Raw genomic sequence first — 24,881 nt, 5'->3', positions numbered from 1 at the left:
CCTTTTGTTTATGCACCGTCCGAATCGGCGTTATCTTCAGCTGGTTGATCGGCTTCTTGTTGAGCTTCTTCTTCAGCTTTCTTCTTCGCTTCTTCCTCGGCCTTTTTCTTAGCGGCAGCTTCGGCTTCAGCTTTCTTCTTCGCCTCTTCCTCAGCTTTTTTCTTAGCGGCAGCATCATCAGCGGCTTCTTGTTTCTTCTCTTCAGCCTCTTCCTTCGCTTCCTCCGCTTCTCGTTTCTTCTCTTCTTCTTCCTTCTTCTTCTTCTCTTCCTCTTCTTTTTCTTTCTCTTCTACTTTCTTCTTCTCAGAGAATGAACCAGAATCTTTGAAGTCTTTCGCAGTTACGCTAGAAGGTTGTTTATAACGAGCATCCGTTTCGAACACTTCAGGATTTGCACCGTAAGCATTATTAATAAGTTGCGACCACATATTCTGTGTACGTTGATACGCTCCGCCATATGGATACTTTTCGTTTAATCTAGCTTCTTGATCGTATCCTGTCCACACTGCGAGTGTAATACCTGGAGTCGAAGCGACAAAATAAGAATCACGTACATCCTGTGTTGTACCGGTTTTACCCATCCAGTCTCCTGGTACGTTTAACAATGAATTTGCGTAAGTTGCTGTACCTGATTTAAAGACATCCCGAAGCATGTCTACAACGAGGTAAGCGGTTCGATCTTGATAAATTCTTGTCTTTTTCTGTTCATGTTGATAAATGACTTCGCCTTGATACTCGACACTCTCAACCATGTAAGGTTCGACGTGTTCACCAAGGTTTGCAAGCATGGCATAACCAGAAGCAAGATCTTTAAGCTTCACTGAGTTAACACCAAGTGCCATTGACGGAGCATCACGCATTTCGTCAGGTACATCGATCCCCATTTGGATCAGCTTTTCAGTATCTTGTCTAAAGGCAGCTCGTTCTTCATAAATTTTTACAGCCGGTACGTTACTAGAAATTTTAAGCGCTTCGCGAACAGTCATCGCACCGCGATAAGGGGGATTAAAATAGTAGTTACCGACAGAAACTGTATTTGGTTCAGATCCATGTTGGTACTTATATTCTTCGTCTACGACAACTGTTGCTGGCGTGACTAATCCTTGTTCGATTGCGTTTGGATATACAAGAATTGATTTCGCAGTAGAACCGATTTGGCGTTCCATTTGGTAAGCGCGGTTAAAATCATCTGTCTTACCATTTATATAGCGTCCACCAACAAACCCGAGAATTTTTCCGGTTTTATTCTCAAGCATGATTGACGATGTTTGTTCGGGTCCGTTTTCAGGGTCTTTCACATTGTTTGGACCAAAGTTTCCATCGTTTTTCGCCGGTTTTTGCATTGCCTCATAAATTCCTTTATCTAGCGTCAACTTGATGTTGTAACCGCCTTGACGTAGGGCATTATGCGCACGACGAGCATATGTGCTGAGTACTTCTTGTCGGTCGTCAGCGTTCAATTCGCTGACGTCTACCCCGTCTTGTGCCAACAAGTGATCACGTACAATCAAGCGAGCTTCATCTTCCGCCCACTGCACGACATACGGATACTTATCCCGCGGCTTCGACTGCGTCTTCATGAAATCTTGCGTAATGTCATAGTTATAAGCGGCGTCATACTCTTCTTGCGTAATCTTCCCTGCGACGTACATCCGGTTCAAGACGGTCTTCATTCGGTTGACCGCACCTGACACATCTTCTTTAATGACTCCGCCTTGGTAGTAAGGCGTATAGAAGAACGGGTTTTTTGGAATACCTGCTAAAAATGCTGCTTGTGGAAGCGTCAATTTCTCAGCAGAAGTGTTGAAGACGCCGTTCGCAGCGGCTTCGATTCCTGAAATGTTGCGTCCCATCGAGTTACGACCGAATGAGACGACGTTCAAGTAGGCATTTAAAATTTCATCTTTATCCATCGCTTTTTCAAGACGGAGGGCAAGTAAAATTTCTTTTGCTTTGCGTTCGAATGATACTTCGTTCGTCAGCATTTGGTTTTTGATCAATTGTTGCGTCAAGGTCGAACCACCAGTACGATCCTCTGACCCTGTCGCTTCTTGTAAGATTGCGCGTAGTGTTGCTTTCGGCACGACTCCGTCGTGTTCATAGAACTCGACGTCCTCTGTCGCGAGAAGCGCGTCAACGACATATGGTGATACTTTTTCCATTGGGATTGGAACTCGGACTTCATCGGTCGTGTAGTTCCCGATTCGTTCTCCGCTCCCAAAATAAATATTCGACGTCGACGTATACGTATTAATTTGTGACGTCATCGTTTTATAGGCAGGGGTCGGCATATCTTTAACAAGGGATGCGAAATATCCGACACCGATTCCGGCACCTAAAAATCCGATTAGTACAACAGAAATGATGGTGAGGAGTAAAACGTTCCACGACACATCATAAATCACATTGGCATAACGACGTGTTTTCATGGACGTCGGATTATTCCATAAGTCTCGAATCTTCTGCAGCATGACAGCCTCCTTAATATGGTGTAAAACTATTTTAGACAGTAATATATTCGATTATAGCACAATTTCAATCTACACCTTATCGTGAAACGGATGTATCGTGCAAGTTTCGATATGGGAGTTGACAAGTTGAAAACGATGCTTATAAAATGAATAGCATAGTCAACGATATGATGACGCAATGAAGAAAGCGAAGTAGTCGGTGGGCCTCTTGTCCAGAAAGCTAGTGGTTGCTGTGAACTAGCCAATGCCAAACGATGAATTACACTTTCAGAGCGTGCCTTCGGGCCGGTTCGAGACCGTTATCTCTCGCTCAAGCGGTCGCAAATTGCGACAAGTAGGGTGGTACCGCGGAATCTCCGTCCCTTCTCATATGAGAAGGGACGTTTTTTTATGTCAATTGAAGGAGTGGAACAGATGGAACTATTAAAAGATTTAGAGTTTCGAGGGCTTGTCAACCAAATGACAGATGAAGAAGGTTTAAAAGAACAATTGAAACAACCAACGACGTTGTACACGGGGTTTGACCCGACGGCAGACTCGCTTCATATCGGGCACTTGCTCCCGATTTTGACGCTAAAACGTTTCCAGCAAGCAGGCCATCAGGTCATCGCGCTCGTCGGTGGGGCGACAGGTATGATTGGAGACCCGTCTGGTCGTTCGGATGAACGTTCATTGAACACATTGGATACGGTCAAACTTTTCTCAGATCGCATCAAGGATCAGTTGAGCCGATTCCTTCCACTTGAAGGGGAAAACCCAATCACGATTCGCAACAACTACGAATGGACAGAAGAGATGTCAATCATCGACTTCCTCCGCGACATCGGAAAGCACTTCCCGATCAGTTACATGCTTGCGAAAGATTCGGTCGACTCGCGTATGGAGAACGGAATTTCTTACACAGAATTCTCATACATGTTGCTTCAATCTTACGACTTCCTGAAATTATACGAGACAGAGAAATGCCGTCTTCAAGTCGGCGGAAGTGACCAATGGGGAAACATTACGGCAGGTCTTGAATTGATTCGTCGTTTTGGCCATTCAGAAAAAGCGTTCGGTCTTACGGTTCCGCTTGTCACAAAGTCAGACGGACAAAAGTTCGGGAAGACGGCTGGCGGTGCGGTTTGGTTAGACGCTGACAAGACATCACCATACGAGTTCTACCAGTTTTGGATCAACGTCGACGATGCGGATGTTATCAAGTTCATCAAATACTTCACGTTCATGTCGCATGAAGAGATTGAAGCGCTCGCGGCTGAAGTGGCAGAAGCGCCTGAGAAACGCGTGGCACAGCGCCGTCTTGCAGAAGAAATGACGAAACTCGTCCACAGAGAAGCGGGACTTGAGCAAGCGGAACGCATCACGAAAGCGTTCTTTAGCGGAGATTTGACGTCGCTCCAACCGGAAGACATGGAAGACGCATTTAAAGGAATGCCACAATTCGAACTCGACGGAGAGCGCAATATTGTCGACCTCCTCGTCGAAGCGAAAATCTCACCATCGAAACGTCAAGCACGTGAAGACGTGACGAACGGAGCGATTTACTTGAACGGTGAACGTGAACAAGCGCTCGATAAAGTCGTGACACGCGAAGACACGCTCGGTGAATTTACAATCATTCGTCGCGGTAAGAAGAAATACTTTGTGATTCGTCACGTATGATGACTACGTCCGTTCCTCATTTGTTGAGGAATGGACGTTTTTTGATGCATGACGAGCAGGATGAATTTGATAAAATGGAGAAAGAGGAGGGCTGAAGATGGAAATCGAAGAATTTTTCGGCGATCAATTCCAGCAATGGCGCGAGCACTTCCGCTATTACGAAATGGCAATCACGGAGCTCGAGAGCGACCTTGGAATCATCGACTTGGATTGGCAGACGAGACTCGGTTATTCACCGATTGAACACGTGAAGACCAGAATGAAGACGTTACCGTCCATCGTGCGCAAAATGAAGCGAAAAGATTTACCGTTAGAGGTTTCTGCACTTTGGGAACATGTACACGATGTGGCAGGAATCCGAATTGTCACGAGCTTCCGTGATGATATTTATGAGATTTTGAGACATCTTGAGGCACGAGATGATTTAGACATCATCGAAGTCAAAGATTATATCGAACATCCGAAGCCGAGCGGATATCGGAGTTTACATCTGATTGTGAAGACGAAAGTCTATTTGGCGGAACGAATCATCTGGGTACCGGCTGAGATTCAAATTCGTACGCTCGCCATGGATTTTTGGGCAGCGACGGAACATAAGCTTCAATATAAATACCAGCATGACGTACCGGAATCATCTAAAGAAGAGTTAATAGAGGCAGCACTTATGGCAGATGCCCTCGATACACAGATGGGACGCATTCGACATGAGATATTAAAGAAATAAAAAAATCCCCTTCGGAAGAAGGGGATTAAAAGCATTAACGTGAGTAGTACTCGACGATCAATTGCTCTTTGATTTGGTCGTTAAGTTCAGCGCGTTCTGGGAGACGTACGAATGTACCTTCGAGTTTCTCAGCGTCAAACGATACGAAGTCTTTTGTAGCTGGTGCTACTTCAAGAGCTTCAGCGATTGCTTTAACGTTTTTCGACTTTTCGCGAACTGCGATAACTTGACCTGGTTTTACGCGGTAAGACGCGATGTCTACGCGTGATCCGTCAACTGTGATGTGACCGTGGTTGACGAGTTGGCGTGCTCCACGACGTGTGCGAGCGAGACCGAAACGGTAAACGAGGTTGTCAAGGCGTGATTCGAGCAAGAACATGAAGTTCTCACCGTGGATGCCTGGCATTTTACCAGCATCGTTGAAGATGCGGCGGAATTGCTTCTCGTTCACTCCGTACATGTGACGAAGTGCTTGCTTCGCTTGAAGCTGAAGACCGTATTCTGAGATTTTCTTACGACCATTTCCGTGTTGACCTGGTGCGTAAGGACGTTTTACTAATTCTTTACCCGTTTCGCTAAGCGAGATGCCTAAGCGACGCGAGAGTTTCCAAGCTGGACCTGTGTAACGAGCCATGATTGGACTCCTCCTTGTTGTTCATGTATTTTGCACAAAAGAACAACGGTGTCAAAGACGAGTAACGCCCCTTTCAAGGTGCAAGCACCTTCACTTGATAGCGAAGCTACGAGATGCCCCTCCGACAAAAGTCGAGGCCCGAAAGGTGGATACGTTTGTCAATGACTGCTATCGTCATTTCATGCACAAAGATGAGTATACGATGAAAGTAATCGCTTGTCAATCAAATAAAGCGAAGTAACGTCTCACAAAAACGCTCGAGGCCTTCACGGTCGACTTCAGAGAAGCGGTCAAATTCTGGACTGTCGATATCGAGGACGCCGATTGTTTTCCCATCGCGTACAAGCGGGACTACAATTTCAGAGTTCGAAGCCGCATCACAAGCGATGTGTCCCGGGAATTGATGGACGTCAGCGACGAGTTGCGTTTCTTGTGTAGCCGCGGCTGTTCCGCACACGCCTTTTCCGAATGCGATATGCACACAAGCTGGAAGACCTTGGAAAGGACCGAGAATCAAGCTATCCTCAGAGTTTGTTACGTAAAAGCCGACCCAGTTGATTCGGTCTAAAAATTGATTCAATAAAGCACTAGCGTTGGCAAGGTTGGCAACCGTATTTGTTTCGCCTTCTAATAAAGCAGCGAGTTGTTTATTTAAGAGTTCATAACCGGCCGCTAAATCGCCAGAATAGGATGTCGTTTGGAACATGTTGAATCCCCTCCATCTTTCTTGTTTTTAGAATTTAGCATTATGGTACACGCAAATTTCGGATTTGTCTTGCCTGAAAGTTCCGAAAAAATGAACAATCTCCACTGAAACCATTGGAAAACCTATGCAAATCATTGGTTCTATAATATGATTAGGTATATCTATTCTTATAAAATACTTCTTTTTTATATAAGGTACATAAGTCCACGAAAGCGGCTTGGAGGTTGTGACAAAGATGGATTACGGAATTTATGGATTAATCATTGGAATCATCGTCGTCGTATTAGGCGGTATGTTGGGGAGTATGCTCATTCGAAGGAATTTTTACCAAAAAATCGATGACTTGGATATGAGGAAACAAAGTGTGCTCAGCGCGAGCATACCGGTTGAACTTCAAAAGTTCAAGCAGTGGCCAATGGAAGGGGAAACGAAAGAAAAGTTTGATCGTTGGCATCAATCTTGGGATGAGTTGGTCAGTGTGCATGCAGGTCAAATCGATGAAGCGTTATACCGGGCCGAGGAAGACTTGGATAAATATCGCTTTATGAAAGTGAAGGCAGACTTGAATGCGACAGAGCAACTCATCGAAGAACTCGAGACGATGGTACACGCCATGCTCGATGAGATGGATGAATTCACGACACACCACACTTCGCTTATGGACATTGTGAAGCAAGACGAAAAGGAATTGTATCAGTTCCGCAAAACATTGAATTCACAAAATCATGCGTTCGGACCGACATATACACTTGTTGAACAAGAAATTGCCGCCGCCGAGGCGAAACGCAGTGAAATGATCAACTTGAAACAAATCGGTCAAGTATCTGAAGCGTTTGAGACTGGACAATCCTTGTCAGATCAAGTCGGTCACATTCGTGAATTGATTCGAATCATTCCACAATTCGTACGTACGGTACAAGTGGAGTTAAAGCAACAGCTTCAACAGTTACGGTCTGGACATAAGGAAATGCAAATGGATGGGTACGCGCTCGAACCGCTCGGGTTGATGGATGAAATCGATCAAGCGGAAGAGCGTCGTGAAGAACTGATGGCTCGAATCGAACGATTGGAGTTCGATCACTTTGAAGAGGATATGCAGCAGTTGAGTTCCGATATCGACCAGCTGTTTGAAGCGTTCCGAACGGAAGTCGATGCACGCCAATACGTGAAAAAAGAATTTGCAACGATTCAGGAGCGTGAGCGTCAGTCTGCTGAAGTCATGAACAACCTGCAATCGGAAATGTCTCGACTCGTCAGTAACTATGAGATTAACGCTCGCGTCGGTGAAGAGTTTGAACAGCTCGAGCGCGAGCGGACGACACTCACTGCGAACGTACTTGATATCGAACAAGCGCTTGTCGCCCAAATGTTACCGTTCAGCATGATTAAATCGAAAGTCCAAGAAGCGAAACGTTCGCTCGATCAATTCAATGCCATGCATGAACGATTCATCGAGGATACGAATTCGTTACGAAAAGAAGAACTCGAAGTACGACATAAGCTCGAAACATGGAAGAAAGAATTGTCAGCGCATCGACGCCTCTTGGCGAAAAGTGCGATGCCTGTCGTCCCGAATGACTTATCCAACGACTTACGCCAACTGCAAAAAGGTGTCCAGTCGTTAGATGAACAGTTCGACAAAGCGCCATTCAATATGACTTATATTGTAGGGCTCAGTCATGATGTGGAAGAAATGATGGATCATTTCCGCGACCGTGTCCATGCGCTCATTCGTCAAGTGACGTATGCTGAACAGTTGTTACAATACGCCAACCGATTCCGTCGTCGTGACAACGAAGTACACATCGCTTTGACACTTGCAGAAAACAAGTTTTTGCATGGTGAGTACGGAACTGCCGTTGAAATCGGTGAGCGTGTGCTTGGTCGATTCGAAGAGGAAGGCGCGCACGAGATTCGTCGCCGTGTCGATCAAGGATTGGAACAGCAAGAGTTGCTAAAAAAATAAACAATGCATGAAGATTGACGGAAACGGGAAAAACGTAGACGTCAATCTTTTTTCAATCGAGGAGGAATCGTCAGATGGGTACGTTATGGGTTAATGGAAACATCTATACGTTGAATAAACCGGGTGAGATGATGCGTGCCATGTTTGTAGAACATGGTCGTATATTAAAAATGGGGGAAGAAGGACATCTCCGTCGTACATACGCCGGTCGAATTGAGGAGATTGTGAACTTAGAAGGAAAGAGTGTCTATCCTGCCTTCACAGACTCACACATTCACCTCGTCGGCTACGGAGAAGCGCTAGATCGTGTCGATGCAAGCGAGGCGACCAACCTTCGAGAATTACTTGAGACGATGAAACAACAAGGGTCGGATGACGACTGGGTGGTGGCTGAAGGATTTGATGATCGGTTACTTGGTGAAATGCCGACGCGTGACATGATTGACGAAGTCATTTCGGATCGTCCTGTCGTTTTGAAGCGTGTGTGCCGACATGTGGCCGTCGTGAACTCGAAAGGACTTGAGCGACTTGGTTTGATCCATCACACGGTCATCGAAGGTGGAAAACTTGGTCGGGACGACGAAGGGAAGTTGAATGGTGTCTTATATGATGCTGCGCTCGACCTCTTATATAAAGAGTTGAGTGGAAACCGAAAGAAAAATGCGGCGTCGCTGCGACGGGCGATCGACTCGTTGTTCGCGCACGGTATCGTCGGAGCCCATACCGAAGACTTGTTCTATCATGGAGACCCACTTGAAACGATTCAAGCGTATGAGGATGTACTGGGTGAAACGCCATTCCAAGCGCACCTTCTCGTTCATGAGCAAGTCGTGGACCGTGTGATTCAACATGACGCGATGACAAAGCGAAAGCGATTTGATTTTGGGGCGATGAAGTTGTTCGTGGATGGTTCATTTGGTGGTCGCACTGCCCTCTTGTCCGCTCCATACGCAGACGACCGGGGACAGCGTGGAATCGAAGTCCACCGACCGGATCATCTAGAGGCTCTCGTGAAAAAGGCGCGAACATACGGGATGAATGTCGCGGCCCACGTCATTGGGGATGCAGCCGTCGAACAGTTTGTCAGCCTACTTGAGAAGTATCCTGCTAAAAAAGGGACGCGTGACCGAATTATTCACGCTTCCTTGTTGAACGATTCGTTGATCAAACGCATCAAATCATTGCCTGTCCTGATTGACGCGCAACCGGTCTTCCTTTCAGACGACTTGGACATGTTGTTTGAACGACTAGGGAATGAGCGCGTTCACGACGTGTATCGGTTCAAATCACTCCTCGATACGGGGGCACTCCTATTAGGAGGAAGTGATGCTCCGATTTCATCCGTCGATGTTCGAAAAGGATTGTTCGGTGCAGTGGCAAGACAGTCATTTAAAGGATCGAGCACGTTAAACCCAAGCGAACGCCTGTCCATGTATGAGGCGCTTCGGAGCTTTACGTATTCACCACATGTCGCGACGGGCACTCACGGGAGAAACGGGTTATTGATTCAAAGTTACAACGCGAACTTCACGGTGTGGGACGAAGATTTCTTCACATTACAGGGAGAAGACATCCTTCAAAATCGTCTAGCCATGACGGTCGTCGAAGGAAAGCCGGTATATGAGGCAGAAGTCGTCACATCATAAACTAAAGAGGAGCCGATTGATCCAACTAGGGTCAACCGGCTCCTCTTGTGTATTAGAAGAATGAACGTTGTACTTTATGCCAGAACGAGTTCGTGCGTAGCTTGACAGTCTTAATGACTTTGTCAGAGAGTTCGATGTCGATTCGGTCCGTGTACTTCAAACTGAGCGCTTCGTTATCCATACCGATGATCGGGTAATCGTTTCCGTCTTCAACGATGCGAAGCGATAACTTCCGCGATTCGTGGACGATAAAGGAAGAGCCGAGTGTACGGTAACGGTTATTGTTGACCGAAGCGATTTCACTGACTTGCATACATGGAATGAGCGGGTCAACGACCGCGCCGCTCAACGATTTGTTATACGCGGTCGAACCGGTAGGAGTCGACACAACCATTCCGTCCCCACGGAATGTCTCGAAGTGCAAGTCATCAATATAGACTTCGATGGCGAGTGATTTAATGATACTCGATTTAATGGAAGCTTCATTTAAACAAAGAAGCGGTGTTGATTCGTTAATCGATGCAGAGAGTAGTGGATACTTGCGTACTTCTAGACCTTCTTCGATTCGCGTCGAGTTGTCCGAGAAGAGGCGGTCGACTTCATCGAGTTTATGTATGTCAAAGTCACAATAAAACTCGTTCAATCCGCGTCCGAATCCGACATAAATGGCATCTTGACGAAAACCAGTATAGCGAACGGCCTGTAAGAAGGCGCCGTCTCCTCCGACCGCAGCGATGATATTCGCATCTTCCGGTTGATTGACGATGTTAAACCCGTGTTTTTCCCCGATTTCTTTTAGCTTCTTCACTTCTTTAGTGAATTCGTTGACGTTACGATGGTACAAATAGACGTTATTTCTCATCTGAGTCATCCCCTTTGTCAATGGTGTCCCTCTTATTATAACGTGTTTCCTTCAACCAATATAGGGAAAACTGAAACAGAGCCAAAAGCAGGAAGTTTGTCAAAGGCTCAATTTCATCGATATGATGAGAAGGTAACTACAACAAAGGGGATGAGTTCATGCCAACATTTAAAGGGAACAACGTGACATTACAAGGAAATCCGGTAAAAGTGGGAGACCAGGCTCCTGACTTCCGCGTTTTGACGACAGCTCTAGAAGAAGTGACATTAGCAAGCTATCCGGGGAAAAAAATGATCAGTGTCATTCCTTCTATTGATACAGGCGTATGTGACGCACAAACGCGTGAGTTCAACGAGAAAGCATCATCACTTGGTGGAACAGTCTTGACTGTATCAAACGACTTGCCATTCGCACAGCGTCGCTGGTGCTCAGCCTCAGGTCTAGACAACGTGGTCACACTCTCTGACCACCGTGATTTATCATTTGCGAAAGCGTACGGCGTATTAATTGAAGAAATGCGTCTTCTCGCTCGTTCGGTGTTCGTCGTCGACTCAAACGGCGTCGTCCAGTACGTTCAATATATGGATGAAATGACGGATGAAGTCGATTTCGAAGCAGCACTCAAGGCGTTCGAACAAGCGAATTGATTCGTTTGGCGAAATTGATTAAAATAGCTTACACTAGTACGTGAACCGACCGGTCCTCTTATGGGGGCCGGTTTTGTATGGAAAGGATGAACGAAAATGGAACGTTTCGAACAACTGTATCGTGATTGGAAGAAAGAAGCGAAAAAACTTGTCAACGACCTTGATGTCTTACCGATTGAGGCACTCGTGCAAGTGTTTGACCATGTCGACATCGAAAATGAGAAGATGGATGACGTGCGAAAAGCCGTCAGTCTACTCGTGCTCGAAGAAACGACGCAACTCCCACCGAACAACCAACCGACACCGGATGCGGTCAGCTTGTTCATGGGCTATTTGGCAACGAAGTTACTCAAGGATGGCGCGACGATTCTTGATCTTGGGAGCGGAACGGGCACGTTGACTCATGCGGTCCTCTCGCAATTGAAAGAAGCGACGGCACAAGCGGTTGAAGTCGATGAATTGTTGCTTCGTCTCTCTTATTCAATCAGCAACTTATTAGGAGAGCCGGTTTCATACTTCCATCAAGACGCGCTCGCCCCGCTATTTGTCGAACCGAGCGATTTGTCACTTGCGGATCTTCCAATCGGTTACTACCCAAATGATGAAGTCGCGGACGAATACGATATGAAACGTGACGAAGGACACGCCTATTCTCATTTCTTGATGATGGAGCAGGCGATTCGTCACACGAAACCGGGTGGACACGGATTGTTCGTCATTCCGAACAATTTGTTTGAACAGGATGACGAAGGGAAATTAAAACAGTGGATGGACCGTGAAGCGGTTGTCAAAGGTGTGATTCAACTTCCGACGACGATGTTTAAAGACGAGCGGTATGCGAAAAGTTTGTTGCTCCTTCAAAAAGTAGGGGAGGGCGTCACACGTCCGAAACAAGCCTTATTCGTTGAGCTTCCGTCATTTACGGATGTCCGAGCAGTTGCCAATGTAGTGAAACAGATTGATGATTGGTTCAAAACAACGCAAAAATAATAGACAAAATACTTGAAAAAGGTATTCAAAATCAAGTATCTTCATTATGATACAGTTATCAGTTTTAAATTGAACAGATAAAGAAACGCGTTTAAAACGAAAGGTAAGAGGTGTATGACATGACGAAAATTATGGCAGTCAATGCTGGTAGTTCATCGCTCAAGTTCCAGTTACTCGAGATGCCAACGGAAGAGTTGCTCGCAGTCGGATTGGTTGAGCGTGTAGGGAAAGAAGATGCAATTTTTACAATCAAGTACGGTGAAGGACAGAAGTTCAACGTGGTCACACCACTTCACACGCACAAAGAAGCGGTTGAATTGGCATTAGAAAAATTGATCGAGCTTGATATCATTCAATCGTTCGACGAGATTTCTGGCGTAGGTCACCGCGTGTTACACGGCAAAGAGTTGTATGCGGATTCGGTCGTGATCGACGACGAAGTCATGAAGAACATCGAGTCTTTCACAGAGCTTGGACCGCTTCACATCCCACCAAACTTGACTGGGATTCGTGCTTTCCAAACAATCTTGCCAAACGTTCCACAAGTTGCTGTATTCGACACGGCATTCCACCAATCGATGCCAGAAGAGAACTTCTTGTACAGTCTCCCGTATGAATACTATACAGAGCACGGTGTTCGTAAATATGGTTTCCACGGGACTAGCCACAAGTATGTGACACAACGTGCGGCAGAACTTCTCGGTCGTCCGCTCGAAGACTTGCGTTTAATCTCATGTCACCTTGGTAGCGGTGCGTCAATCGCAGCCGTTGCAGGCGGTCGCTCAATCGATACGACAATGGGCTTCACACCACTTGAAGGAATCACGATGGGAACTCGCTCGGGTTCACTTGACCCAGCCCTTATCCCATTCTTGATGCAAAAAACAGGGAAGTCTGCAGAAGACGTCTTGAACGTCATGAACAAAGAGTCTGGTGTCTATGGTCTCTCTGGTATTTCGAGTGACTTGCGTGATATCGAGCAAGCTGCTGCAGAAGGAAACCACCGTGCAGAAGTATCGTTAAAAATCTTCTCAAACCGTATTCACGGTTACATCGGTCAATATGCCGCTGAGATGAATGGTGTCGACGCCATCATCTTCACAGCAGGCGTCGGTGAAAACTCGGACGTCATCCGTGAGCGTATCCTTCGCGGTCTTGAATTCATGGGCGTTTACTGGGATCCTTCACTTAACAACGGTGCACGTGGCAAAGAGTTGTTCATCAACTACCCGCACTCACCAGTTAAAGTCATCATCATCCCGACGAACGAAGAGTTGGTCATCGCGCGTGACACAGTTCGTATTGCAAACCTCGTTGAAGAGCACGCATAAGATCACTCAAACCCACGTTACTTCGCGTAACGTGGGTTTTTTTGAGCCTTTTTTCCTAGTGGCGTAGAGATTGAATGGGACAAATGATTTTCTGTTTGTAACATAAGGCGGGTTATTTGCATCGTTTTGTAACATATGAGTCATGAATTAACCATATATTGGATGTTAATTTATATGAAAATCTCTACTTCGTTTCAAAATTGCAATTTTGAGCAAGAAGACGACCGTTTTGACATCAATTTGTAACGTTCATGACATTCAAATGAACCGTAAGTGTAACGGCACTGACTCATGTTTCGTCATATAGTTATCTGGACGAAACATTCGATGTACAGTTCATCGATGATACGATCTGAACTAAGGGAGGATACAGTGCATGCTTAAAAAGTTAGGATGGATGATGCTAATTACGATTTTAGTTTCAACGCTTTTCCTGCCACAATCGCAAGTGCAAGCTGCCTCTTCTAATAAAGTTTACGTCGTCAGTAAAGTGAACGATTTAAATATTCGTTCGGATGCACGAATGGGTACTAAAATTTTAGGTAAGTTAAACAAAGGTCAAAAGTTACAACGTTTAGGTTCGAAAGGGGCCTGGACACAAGTTTATTATAAAAAGAAAAAAGCATGGGTTGCGACAAGCTATGTCACGACAACGGGAGCTAAGAAACAGTCTGTCGGCAAAACGTATACGATGAAAGCATCGGCGTATACACCTTATTGCAAAGGCTGTTCAGGTAAGACGGCACTCGGTTGGAATGTTCGTACACAAAAACGTAATGTAATCGCGGTCGATCCGCGTGTCATCCCGCTTGGAACGAAAGTTCAGGTATATGTAGGGAGCAAGTTGTTAGGCACGTATACGGCTGCAGATACAGGCGGCGCAATCAAAGGGAATAAAATCGATATCTTAATGTATTCGCACAGTGCGGCGATTCAATTCGGTCGTAAAACGGTTACGGTCAAGGTGTTGTAATAATAGGAAAAGGGTCTTGCGATTGCGCAAGACCCTTTTTTCGAGAATGGACGGTTATTGACGGACGATGAGAACGTCGCACTTCGCGTAGCGAACAATGCTTTCTGAAACGCTTCCGATAAAGAAGCGTTCGACAGCGTTCAACCCAGTCGCGCCACAAATAATAAGATCAATATCATGGTTAGGTGCAATCTTTTTAGCGATTGTCACTTTCGGAGAACCGTATTCAATGACGGTCTCGACTTCTTTCACGCCGCGTTCTTTCGCACGGTTCACATAGTCTTCAAGTAACTCTTTGGCATACGTTTCAGCGCGCTCGGTAATCGTGCGATCATATGCTTCAACGGTCGCAAATGTACGCGTATCAATCACGTGACCTACATACAGTTTTCCTTCGTTACGAATCGCAACATCGATTGCGGTCTCAAATGCACGTTCCGCCTCTTTAGAGCCGTCGACGGCAGATAGAATGTGTTTGTATACAATTGCCATGTAAATCCCAACCTTTCGCTCGAAATATACGTTCGGCTTACATATATAGTATACCACTTCTCTCGGTTTTCACGCTTTTTCGTCATGAAAATGAGTGAATTTTTTCATGAGGTTGTTCACGACATGTCCAAGTTTGGAATTCGCGTGACAGAACGGGTAAAATAAGGCGGAGGAGGTTGGACGATGAAACATGTAATGATTACATCTGGTGCGAAAGGAATTGGGCGTGTCGTGACGGAACGTCTGTTACAAGAAGGATGGCACGTCAGTATATTGCAACGGAATCCGATTGATTGGGAACATGAGCGGATACATATGATCGAGGCAGGGTTGACGGATCGTGAACAACTGCTCTCCGCCTATGAGGAAGCAGTCGAGCGGTTTGGTGAACCGGACGCATTGATTTTAAACGCAGGTCCTTATATTTTTGAACGGAAACCACTCGTCGAATTGACGGATGAAGAGTGGGATGAAGTGGTGACCGGCAACTTGTCCGCCTCGTTTTGGCTGATGCGTCGAGCAATCCCTGCCATGCGCTCCAAACGTTTCGGGCGCATTATCTCATATGGGTTTCCGGAAAGTGCATCGGCTCCTGGGTGGATTCACCGTTCAGCGTTTGCGGCAGCGAAAACAGCGCTCGTCAGTTTGACGAAATCGGTTGCTCTCGAGGAAGCACCTTTTGGGATTACGGCGAATATGGTCAATCCCGGGAACATCGTCGGATCTCAAAAGGAAATGCGCATCGAGGAAGCGGAAGTGGATGAAGGGACACCGGTTGGTCGACATGGGACTGGAGAAGACATCGCCCGCCTTATTTCCTTCTTATTACATGAGGAATCCGATATGATCACAGGCGCCGTCATTGATGTGACTGGCGGAGTCAATGTTGTCCATCAATATCGAAAGTGAGGGGAAGGTCGATGAGGATTGGGGTTGTGACAGACGTCCATGGGAATCTAGAGGCGCTAGAGGCGGTCCTTCGCGCGTTGGATATAGAACGGGTCGACGTGATTTGGTCGCTCGGTGACATGATTGCGATGGGACCGGACTCGAACGCGGTCATGGAGCGATTGATTGATCGCGGGGCACACATGATTTCCGGCAATCATGACGAGGCGGTCGTCTCGCTCATAGCCGGACAAGGTCACCCGGAAAGCTATGCGCACACACGACCGCATCACGAATGGGTCGCACGTCATCTTGATGCTAAATATGTGGATGTTCTTGAGTCGCTTCCGCGAACGATGACAGGTGAGGTTGCTGGTCAGAAGGCGTTCGGTATCCATTACCATATCCCGAGCGAAAAGCGGCAAGCGACGATTGTCGAAGAGCCATTTCATGAAATTCTCGAACCGACACTTGAAAACATGCAACGGTTGTATGGAGAGTACGATGGGGATGTCATCTTATTTGGTCATCACCACCCGGTTCACCTATTCCAAGACGAGAAGAAGCGCTACGTCAATCCAGGTGCGCTCGGTGTCGCCCGAGATGAACTTGCGCGCTTTGCTATTTTAACTGAAGGTGAGCGCGGGATGCGGGTTGACATGAGGGCAGTTCCATATGACAAGCGAACCTTTTTAGAAAAAATGGAGCGATTCGAAGTGCCGCAACGCGATGTCATGTTCCGATTGTTCTATTGATGAATATATAGGTAAAGGTGGGATCCTAAATTGGACCCCACCTTTTTCTTATTGAATCTCTTGAAGTGTTTTCGGATAGCTCGTCAACGTGATCGGACCGCTCTCTGTCATGACGAGGTCATCTTCGATACGGACACCACCGACACCCGGTAGATAAATACCTGGTTCGACCGTAAACGTCATCCCGACTTGAGCTGTCATGTCATTGTTCGCCGCCATGGATGGATGTTCATGAACTTCGATTCCGATTCCATGACCGATACGGTGCGTGAAGTACTCGCCGTATCCAGCAGACGTGATGACTTGACGGGCTGCGATATCAATCGCTCCAAGCGTCGTACCGACGTTTGCCATCTCAATGGCTGCTTCTTCTGCCTGTAGCACCGTTTCGTAAATTTCGCGTTGTTTCGTACTCGCCTCACCGAAGACGACCGTTCGAGTAATGTCCGAGCAATATCCTTGCCAGACGACACCAAGGTCGAAGAGGGCGAAATCACCTTTCTTCAAACGATTGTTGCCTGGTACACCATGTGGGTCGGCGCTGTTTTCACCGAACAATACGAGTGTATCAAATGACATTTCCCGAACGCCTTGTTGCTTCATCGCATATTCGATATCCGCGATGACCTCGAGTTCGGTCACGCCTTCGCGGAGTGAACGAATACCGGCTTCGATTGCCATGTCTGCGAGTTCAGCGGCACGTTTCATCGTACGAACTTCATCTGGTGATTTGATCATGCGTAATGTTTGAAGTTCGTCTGTCAAATCGATAATCGTCAATCCGGCAAAACCGGCGCGGAGCTGTTCGACACGATTGAATGTCAAATGCTCACCTTCGATGCCGATGCGCTCAGGAACGATTTGATTATCGAGGAACAACTTAACGATTTTATCCCATGGATTCTCGTGGTCCATGTATGTCACGATTTCACCTGTCCACTCACTTGATTCGACAATTCCCTTTTCTAGGGCAGGACAAATAATGGCAGTTGTCCCGTTCTTTAGGACTAGAATGGCGATTAGTCGTTCATGTGCTTCTGCGTATACTCCCGAGAAGTAAAATACAGATGCCTTTGACGTGACAAATGCCGCGTCTAATCCTTTCGTCGCTAGAGATTGTGCAATTTGATTGGTGCGTTGATTCAAGATGAATCCCTTCCCTTCTCACTCTTACGTTGACTACTCGTCTATTATAGCTGTTTCGAAAACAGAAAGGAAATGTTGCAATTTGATTAGTACAGTTTGAACAAGTTTGACTGATACAGTATACTAAAAAGAGTAGAAAATGTATTGAGAGAAGGGACTCCGCGTATGACCACAAAACATGAACAGATCATAGCACATATCGAGTCACTCGATGTTGGGTCAAAAATTTCGGTCCGCCAAATCGCCAAAGAGTTGGCTGTATCAGAAGGTACGGCTTATCGGGCCATCAAGGAAGCTGAGAACCTGGGCTTTGTCTCTACCATCGAACGTGTAGGGACGATTCGAATCAAGCGTAAACAAAAAGAGAATATTGAGAAACTGACATTTGCCGAAGTCGTCAATATTGTTGATGGGCAAGTGTTGGGCGGACGGAACGGCTTGCACAAGACGTTATCTAAATTTGTCATTGGAGCCATGAAACTGGAAGCGATGATGCGTTATATCGATGTCGACTCGCTCGTCATCATCGGGAACCGCGAAAAGGCGCATGAACTCGTCTTGCAATCCGGGGGGGCCGTGTTGATCACTGGTGGATTTGATACGACGGATGAAGTGAAACGAATGGCGGATAAGTACGATATGCCTGTCATTTCCACTTCTTATGATAGCTTTACCGTCGCAACGATGATTAACCGAGCAATCTATGACCGTCTCATCAAAAAAGAAATTCTTCTCGTTTCGGACATCGTCATCCCGCTTCACGACACGTTTTATTTGAAATCGGATGACACTGTAAAACGTTGGCACGAATTGAATGAACGTACGAAACACAATCGTTATCCGGTCATCGATGAACAGATGAAAGTAGTCGGGGTAATCACGGCGAAGGACGTCATCGATAAATCTCATGACTACGATATCGAAAAAGTTATGACAAAGAGTCCAATCACGGTCGGGGTTCAGACGAGCGTAACGAACGCTGCGCACCAAATGGTGTGGGAGGGCATCGAGATGCTCCCAGTCGTCGATAATTATGGGCGTTTGCTCGGAATCATCAGTCGTCAGGATGTATTGAAGGCGCTACAACTCGCGAATCGTCAGCCTCAAGTCGGTGAAACGTTCGACAATATGATCACGAATCAATTAAAAGAAGATCCTGCATCGAACGGTACCGCGTTTACTGTCGAGGTCGCACCGCAAATGACGAGCCATATGGGAACTGCGTCATCCGGTGTATTGACGACTCTATTAGTCGAAGGAGCGACGCGAAGTCTGCGTCATATGAAAAAAGGGGATTTAGTGGTCGAGAACATCACTGTTTATTTCATGAAACCGATTCAAATCGAGAGTCAGATTCGAGTGTCGGCGAACGTCTTTGACCTCGGACGAAAGTTCGGGAAAGTTGATGTGGAAATGACACAAGGTACACAACTTGTCGCTAAGGCGCTTGTCACGGCACAGTTGATTGATCGGTAACGAAAAGAGCATCCGCTACATGAGTAGCGGGTGCTCTTGTTTATGAAGGTGTATTCGTCGGTTCTTCTGCGGCGAGCGGATAGATTTTCCGATAACGGATAAATCCAACGACCGCGTTACCTAAGCCAACGACCAACATGACGATGCTGACAATCCAACCGACCGATGAATTCAGCCCGAATCCACCAACCATTTGGTTCGCGGCAAACAGCGCGAGGAATAAACTTAACCAGATTAAAGCTTGTGTATTGAACAAAGCTTTACGGTTTGGCGTCTTTGTCAAAAAAGCACGACGCTTGAAGACAAGGTACGCTCCGAGCGCGAACAAAATGAGTCCAATCATGACAAGTTGCAAGTGAAGGAACCCCTTTCTTTCTCGTAATCTGTTATCATCATACCATAATAGTGTGTAAGAAAGTGAGGAATCATCATGTGGGCATGGCAGAAAGCGGATTCAATCAAAACAGAAATCGAGGCGGCTGACACCATTTTTATTCACCGACATGTCAGACCAGACCCTGATGCATTGGGGAGTCAGCTCGGGCTCCAACGTATTTTAAAGTCGGTTCATCCAGATAAAAAGATCTATGTAGTCGGCGGTATGGTACCCGACCTTGAATTTTTAGGGAAGATGGAACACGTCGAGGAAGAAATGTATAAGGATGCGCTCGTTTTGATTCTAGATACAGCGAATCAGGAACGAATCGATGGACCGTATGCGCTAAAAGGAAAAACAATCATTAAAATCGACCATCACCCTGATGAAGACCCGTATGCGATGACACAAATCGTGGACACCACGGTCAGTTCGACGTCCGAGATGATTGTGGAATTAGCGAACATTTGGGATTATCCGATTGATCAAGAAGCGGCCTTCTTATTATATGCCGGTATCGTCGGTGACACGGGGCGCTTCCAGTTCCGTAATGCCACGGCTCGCACGTTTGAGATTGCTTCGAGATTGATTGACAAAGGCATCGATACGAACAAGCTGTACCGACACATGTATAAAACCAATTTGGCAACGCTTCAGTTACAGGGATATGTATTACAACACGTTAACGTTACGGAAGAAGGCGTCGGCTACGTAAAGATTGATAAAGATGTGCTCCGAACGTTCCATGCATCCCCGGAAGCGGCATCGCAACTCGTCAACAGCTTCTCTGGGCTAGAAGGATTAAAATGTTGGGTCATGTTCGTCGAAAACAAAGAAGAGATTCGTGTCCGGATTCGGTCGAAAGGCCCTGTAATCAATGAAGTGGCGAAGCGCTACCGTGGAGGCGGCCATCCGATGGCATCAGGCGCTACGATTGATACGTGGGAAGAAATGGATGACGTGATTGCTGCTTTAAATGAAGTGGCAGGGGAATTCACGTTTGAAGAAAATGAAGAGAGCTGACCGCGGTCAGCTCTCTTCATTTGTCTCCGTTTTCTTTTGGAATAAACCACGTGCCACGGTCGGTCACGTCCTCGACGACATCTAGTTGGTATTCTGCAATGTACTTTCGAAGTCGGTCAATGATTTCTGGACTGTCCGCAAATACGGTTTGACCGTTCTGTAATTTTTCCAACTTATCGCGCGCAATTTGTCCCCGATTGATAATCATACGCTTTTGCCCCCTTTTATCGTGAGTTTTGTCTATAATTATTGTATCAGAGAAGTGGGGAATTGAGTTTGACAATTCCAGTAATATAGAGAGGAGGTCTAAGATGATTCATCTTAATGTCAGGACTGCTTATAGTTTACTACAAAGCACGATTCGACTAGAACAATATGTAATGCAGATGACGGAGCGGGGGAGCCGCGCGGTCGCGATTGCGGACGATGCGTTTTATGGTGTCCCGTCGTTTCTGACATACTGCAAGCGATATGGGGTAAAACCGCTCGTTGGGCTGCGAACCGTCCTTCGACTAGATGGTCTCGACGTATCGGTGCTTGCTTATGCATCGAACGAGACGGAACTAAAAGAGCAATATCGAATCATCAAGACAGGGGGGATTGACGGACGCACGACGATGCCTCTCATTGTCCTACCTGAAAACTGGAAAGCGAGCGACCCGGTCCACCGACGTCGTCTGTATCATCAACTACTGTCATTTGTAGATGAGGACAGACTATGGCTTGGCCTCCCGGCACCTCAGACGACAGAACAAGTACAATTGTCGAAGCAACTCCGCCTGATGAAGGAGGAACTCGATGTCCAGTTGATTCCGGTACCTGAAACGAGGTATATGCGCCCAGAAGATGTAGAAGGATTCCGTGCGATCTCCGCCATTCGAGAAGGGGATGTGATGTCAGAAGAGGATGTTCGTCAAAAAGGGTTGCATGTCCGCCTTCCGAGCGAGATGAACGACTGGTTCACAGCCGAAGAACTAGCCGAACTTGAACGATTCGAGACAATGATTCAGCTCGACCATCTTCCGCAAGCGGAAGGTGCGATTCCAGAGTTACCAGATGCAGATCAAAAATTAAAGCGGCTCGTCGGCGAGCGATTGAAGATGATGGAACTCGTGAAAGAACCGTATATCGACCGAGCAAAGTTCGAGCTAGATGTCATCGCCAAGACTGGATTTTCATCGTATTTCTTGATTGTCGAAGACATCATCCGATTCGCCCGTGAGTCTGGGATTGAAGTTGGTCCGGGTCGGGGTTCAGCGGCAGGTTCCCTCGTCAGTTTTGCGCTTCACATTACAGAAGTTGACCCGGTTCGTTATGGACTACTGTTCGAACGGTTTCTGAATCCCGAACGTGTCTCGATGCCGGATATTGATTTGGACTTCGAGGATGAGCGCCGGGAAGAAGTCGTTTCGTACGTCTTATCAAAATACGGGGAAGCTCATGCGGCACAAATCGGGACACTCGCAACGTTCGGGGCAAAGGCAGCGATTCGTGACGTCGCTAGAGCGCTCGGGATGACGTTAGAAGAAGGGCAAGCCGCAAGCAAACAAGTGAAGTCTGGTGGCTTAGACGAATTGATGGCAAATCCGAAGCAGATGAAATGGTTCGCCGGTAGCCAAAAGCGTCAACAGTTGATTCGGATTGCGAAACAGTTAGAAGGATTGCCGCGTCAATCGTCCGTTCACGCTGCAGGGATCGTACTCAGTCGTCAACCGATTGAAGAAGTGACCCCGCTCCAGCCAGAACTTGATGAGCATGTGACACAATATAATATGAAGGATTTGGAAGAAATCGGTCTACTCAAAATCGATTTGCTTGGTCTACGGAACTTGAGTCGCCTTCGTCAAATGGAGGAGTTGGTCCGTGAAACCGATGCGATGTTCTCACTGAAGACCATTCCATTACATGACGCTCGAACATATCGACTATTAGCGAGAGGGGATACGGACGGAATCTTTCAGTTTGAGTCGTCAGGTATGAAACAGGCGCTGCGTCAAGTCAAGCCGACGGAGTTTGAAGACATCGTCGTGACGATGTCGCTCTATCGACCAGGGCCGATGCAGTTTATCGAAACGTATGCGAAGCGAAAACATGGGATGCCTTATCAACCAATTCACCCGGACGTTGAGGAGATCATGAAGTCGACGTATGGAGTACTCGTCTATCAGGAGCAGGTCATGCGTCTTCTACGGAAACTCGGTGGATATTCATATGCTGAGGCGGATTTGATCAGACGGGCGATTGCAAAAAAAGACACCAGTACGATTGAACGGGAACGAGAACGATTTTTGCGTCAATCCGAAGGGAATGATCGCAATGTCCTATCGCAAATATTCTCTTGGATTGAAAAGTTCGCAGGGTACGGATTCAACCGTTCCCATGCGGTCGCTTATAGTTTAATTAGTTATCGACTGGCGTATGTCAAAGCACATTATCCACGTGTCTTTCATGTGGTGACTTCAGAAAAGACGAGTCAACTCGTAAGACTGTTGCGGAAAGATAAAATCCCCGTGTATCCGCCAGACGTGTTGCACGGTCATACCGAAGCGACATTAGAAGGACCGGGTGTGCGACTCGGTCTAAAAGCAATCCAAGGACTGACGAAACGAGACGTCGAAAGACTTGTTGAGCTAAATGGACAACTGAAAGACGTCAGAACTCTTCAAGAAGCGATGGAATGGAAGAATAAAGATCAACTGAAGTTGAGACGTTTACTTGGTGCCGGGGCACTCGACCGGATGTATCATGGCGACCGAACGAGTGCTTTTGAAGCAGTCGAACGTTTACGGGAAGAGGCTGGCACACACTTCTTGCCTGATGAACTGTCGTCACTCGGGCTCAAACAGAAAAAAGCGAAAGAACCGAACTGGTCCGAAGAAGAACGGGAAGCGCTCGGGACATGGGTCGTCCATTCTCCGTTGACGACGATTCCTGACGTAGGGATTGAGCCTTCCACGATTGAAGACGTCATGAACGGGACTGACGGATATTTAGTCGTTTATGTGGATGACGTGCGTACGTTTATGACGAAGAAACAAGAACGGATGGGTGTCATGATGGTGGACGATGGCGTGACGCAAGAAGAAGTCGTCGTCTTTCCGCGAACGTTCGCTCAATTTGGACGATCCCTTTACGTCGGTAACATTCTATTGCTTGAGGTTCATTCGAACGAACGAGATGGACGGAAACAATTGATTGTCGAACGGGTACGTCCGTTGCATGGACAGGCCTTGTTTGTGAGGCTCACGTTAGATCGTTTCCCTGAACTCGAAGAATGGATTCAGCGCGCTCAAGGAGACGTTCCGGTCATCTGTCGATTCACAGACTCGAAAGAAGTGAAACAATTGGCATCTGCTTTTTCAATCAATCCGAGCGAGGAATATGTGGCAGTAGCGAAGAAACGATTTGGGGAAGAAAATGTCATCTTAAAACGAATCGATATGAAAATGGTTGGTCCAGAAACTAGTACCAAGTCCTAAAAAGTGATATAATCGCACTAATTGGTCTGACCACTTAAGTATGATAAGTGATCCAAAAAAGGGAGTTGAACGGTCAGATGCATGAAAAACACGCATCCTCATTTCACGAAAATATTTCAAAGATACGAAAATTAATTGTCCAATCTTCATTGGTTCCAGGAGATCGCCTTCCATCCGAACGTGAACTTGCTGAAACACTATCGATTAGTCGTGCTTCTGTCCGGGAGGCGTTACGCGCGTTGAGCTTCTTAGGGATTGTCGAGACAAGGCGCGGTGGCGGCACCTTCTTATGTGAACAAGACCGACATCGCTACATCGAAATCCTGTCGGAGTTTATTGTGACGAAACAGACGAAAGCGACCGATATCGTCGAGATGCTCAAATTGTTAGAGCGTATGGCATTTTCAGAAATCAAACCGACAGATGAGCGACTGACTCAATTAGAGGCAGTGATTGAAGATGATCGAACGTTTCGACAGCGACTCATTTTTCAATTGGAGAATGACTTGTTCATTCGGATTTGGAGCGAAGTGAACCGATTTTTTGAAGGGCTGGATGTTGGGGATTTATATACGCTTGATGAACGGAAGCGTTTTGTCGAGACGTGGCGTGGAATGGGGATGCCGGAATGAAC

The 24,881-nt window shown here is 46.7% G+C and carries 22 protein-coding genes and 1 other annotated feature; of the genes, 14 read left to right on the top strand and 8 right to left on the bottom strand.

Annotated features, from left to right (window positions below; all coding sequences use genetic code 11):
- Window positions 1–8: 8 nt before the first annotated feature.
- Window positions 9–2,471, bottom strand: coding sequence for a transglycosylase domain-containing protein (locus KNO91_RS06600; protein ID WP_214817085.1), 2,463 nt, complete (start codon window positions 2,469–2,471; stop codon window positions 9–11).
- A 169-nt stretch (window positions 2,472–2,640) separates the two neighbouring features.
- Window positions 2,641–2,838 (top strand) — a binding site (T-box leader).
- 47 nt (window positions 2,839–2,885) lie between these two features.
- Here KNO91_RS06600 and tyrS point away from each other — a divergent pair.
- Together tyrS and KNO91_RS06590 are read left to right on the top strand one after the other, a co-directional pair.
- Window positions 2,886–4,133 carry a tyrosine--tRNA ligase gene (tyrS, locus tag KNO91_RS06595; RefSeq protein WP_214817082.1) on the top strand — a complete coding sequence of 416 codons (1,248 nt, stop codon included), beginning with the start codon at window positions 2,886–2,888 and terminating at the stop codon, window positions 4,131–4,133.
- Between the two features lie 97 nt (window positions 4,134–4,230).
- Window positions 4,231–4,857 carry a GTP pyrophosphokinase gene (locus tag KNO91_RS06590; protein WP_214787269.1) on the top strand — a complete coding sequence of 209 codons (627 nt, stop codon included), beginning with the start codon at window positions 4,231–4,233 and terminating at the stop codon, window positions 4,855–4,857.
- 34 nt (window positions 4,858–4,891) lie between these two features.
- On the opposite strand, the gene rpsD is transcribed toward KNO91_RS06590, so the two are convergent.
- Window positions 4,892–5,491 carry a 30S ribosomal protein S4 gene (gene rpsD / locus KNO91_RS06585; protein ID WP_074033444.1) on the bottom strand — a complete coding sequence of 200 codons (600 nt, stop codon included), beginning with the start codon at window positions 5,489–5,491 and terminating at the stop codon, window positions 4,892–4,894.
- A 223-nt stretch (window positions 5,492–5,714) separates the two neighbouring features.
- Window positions 5,715–6,197: a GAF domain-containing protein gene (locus KNO91_RS06580; RefSeq protein WP_214795631.1), complete on the bottom strand. Its 483-nt coding sequence runs from the start codon at window positions 6,195–6,197 to the stop codon at window positions 5,715–5,717.
- Between the two features lie 235 nt (window positions 6,198–6,432).
- On the opposite strand from KNO91_RS06580, the gene ezrA reads away from it, so the two are divergent.
- Window positions 6,433–8,163: a septation ring formation regulator EzrA gene (gene ezrA / locus KNO91_RS06575; protein ID WP_214795633.1), complete on the top strand. Its 1,731-nt coding sequence runs from the start codon at window positions 6,433–6,435 to the stop codon at window positions 8,161–8,163.
- Window positions 8,164–8,237: 74 nt separating this feature from the next.
- Complete coding sequence (locus tag KNO91_RS06570; RefSeq protein ID WP_214795635.1) at window positions 8,238–9,809, top strand: amidohydrolase; 1,572 nt, start codon at window positions 8,238–8,240, stop codon at window positions 9,807–9,809.
- A 52-nt stretch (window positions 9,810–9,861) separates the two neighbouring features.
- On the opposite strand, the gene KNO91_RS06565 is transcribed toward KNO91_RS06570, so the two are convergent.
- The gene (locus tag KNO91_RS06565; RefSeq protein ID WP_214694006.1) at window positions 9,862–10,680 is read right to left on the bottom strand and encodes an NAD kinase; all 819 of its coding nucleotides are present in this window, start codon (window positions 10,678–10,680) and stop codon (window positions 9,862–9,864) included.
- Between the two features lie 149 nt (window positions 10,681–10,829).
- Between KNO91_RS06565 and tpx the strand changes: the two genes are divergently transcribed.
- From tpx to KNO91_RS15430, 4 genes are all read left to right on the top strand, one after another.
- Complete coding sequence (gene tpx, locus KNO91_RS06560; RefSeq protein WP_214817078.1) at window positions 10,830–11,318, top strand: thiol peroxidase; 489 nt, start codon at window positions 10,830–10,832, stop codon at window positions 11,316–11,318.
- A gap of 96 nt (window positions 11,319–11,414) precedes the next feature.
- Window positions 11,415–12,308, top strand: a complete 894-nt coding sequence (locus KNO91_RS06555) for a class I SAM-dependent methyltransferase (RefSeq protein ID WP_214795639.1) — start codon at window positions 11,415–11,417, stop codon at window positions 12,306–12,308.
- 119 nt (window positions 12,309–12,427) lie between these two features.
- A complete protein-coding gene (locus tag KNO91_RS06550) occupies window positions 12,428–13,639 on the top strand; it encodes an acetate kinase (RefSeq protein ID WP_214795641.1) in 1,212 nt (403 codons plus the stop codon).
- Between the two features lie 376 nt (window positions 13,640–14,015).
- The gene (locus tag KNO91_RS15430) at window positions 14,016–14,612 is read left to right on the top strand and encodes a 3D domain-containing protein (protein ID WP_214795643.1); all 597 of its coding nucleotides are present in this window, start codon (window positions 14,016–14,018) and stop codon (window positions 14,610–14,612) included.
- Between the two features lie 54 nt (window positions 14,613–14,666).
- Here KNO91_RS15430 and KNO91_RS06540 read toward each other — a convergent pair whose 3' ends face one another.
- Complete coding sequence (locus tag KNO91_RS06540; protein WP_012726732.1) at window positions 14,667–15,104, bottom strand: universal stress protein; 438 nt, start codon at window positions 15,102–15,104, stop codon at window positions 14,667–14,669.
- A gap of 183 nt (window positions 15,105–15,287) precedes the next feature.
- Between KNO91_RS06540 and KNO91_RS06535 the strand changes: the two genes are divergently transcribed.
- Window positions 15,288–16,013: an SDR family oxidoreductase gene (locus KNO91_RS06535; RefSeq protein ID WP_214795645.1), complete on the top strand. Its 726-nt coding sequence runs from the start codon at window positions 15,288–15,290 to the stop codon at window positions 16,011–16,013.
- Between the two features lie 11 nt (window positions 16,014–16,024).
- Window positions 16,025–16,747, top strand: coding sequence for a metallophosphoesterase family protein (locus KNO91_RS06530; protein WP_214787284.1), 723 nt, complete (start codon window positions 16,025–16,027; stop codon window positions 16,745–16,747).
- A 48-nt stretch (window positions 16,748–16,795) separates the two neighbouring features.
- Here KNO91_RS06530 and KNO91_RS06525 read toward each other — a convergent pair whose 3' ends face one another.
- Window positions 16,796–17,893, bottom strand: a complete 1,098-nt coding sequence (locus tag KNO91_RS06525) for a M24 family metallopeptidase (protein ID WP_214787285.1) — start codon at window positions 17,891–17,893, stop codon at window positions 16,796–16,798.
- A gap of 165 nt (window positions 17,894–18,058) precedes the next feature.
- On the opposite strand from KNO91_RS06525, the gene KNO91_RS06520 reads away from it, so the two are divergent.
- Window positions 18,059–19,369, top strand: a complete 1,311-nt coding sequence (locus KNO91_RS06520; RefSeq protein ID WP_074033433.1) for a DRTGG domain-containing protein — start codon at window positions 18,059–18,061, stop codon at window positions 19,367–19,369.
- Window positions 19,370–19,409: 40 nt separating this feature from the next.
- On the opposite strand, the gene KNO91_RS06515 is transcribed toward KNO91_RS06520, so the two are convergent.
- Window positions 19,410–19,724, bottom strand: coding sequence for a YtpI family protein (locus KNO91_RS06515; protein ID WP_074033432.1), 315 nt, complete (start codon window positions 19,722–19,724; stop codon window positions 19,410–19,412).
- Window positions 19,725–19,799: 75 nt separating this feature from the next.
- Between KNO91_RS06515 and KNO91_RS06510 the strand changes: the two genes are divergently transcribed.
- Complete coding sequence (locus KNO91_RS06510; protein WP_214787288.1) at window positions 19,800–20,768, top strand: DHH family phosphoesterase; 969 nt, start codon at window positions 19,800–19,802, stop codon at window positions 20,766–20,768.
- Window positions 20,769–20,784: 16 nt separating this feature from the next.
- On the opposite strand, the gene KNO91_RS06505 is transcribed toward KNO91_RS06510, so the two are convergent.
- On the bottom strand, window positions 20,785–20,976 hold the full coding sequence (locus KNO91_RS06505) for a YtzJ family protein (protein WP_214787290.1): 192 nt from the start codon (window positions 20,974–20,976) through the stop codon (window positions 20,785–20,787).
- A gap of 103 nt (window positions 20,977–21,079) precedes the next feature.
- On the opposite strand from KNO91_RS06505, the gene dnaE reads away from it, so the two are divergent.
- Window positions 21,080–24,247, top strand: coding sequence for a DNA polymerase III subunit alpha (gene dnaE / locus KNO91_RS06500; protein ID WP_214817075.1), 3,168 nt, complete (start codon window positions 21,080–21,082; stop codon window positions 24,245–24,247).
- A 77-nt stretch (window positions 24,248–24,324) separates the two neighbouring features.
- Complete coding sequence (locus tag KNO91_RS06495; protein WP_214787293.1) at window positions 24,325–24,879, top strand: FadR/GntR family transcriptional regulator; 555 nt, start codon at window positions 24,325–24,327, stop codon at window positions 24,877–24,879.
- Window positions 24,880–24,881: the final 2 nt, after the last annotated feature.

This window comes from Exiguobacterium sp. s59 (assembly GCF_018617475.1).
GTDB classification, from domain to species: Bacteria; Bacillota; Bacilli; order Exiguobacteriales; family Exiguobacteriaceae; genus Exiguobacterium; species Exiguobacterium aestuarii.
Note: the sequence above shows the minus strand (reverse complement) of the source record. Positions and strands in the feature narration are given on the sequence as shown.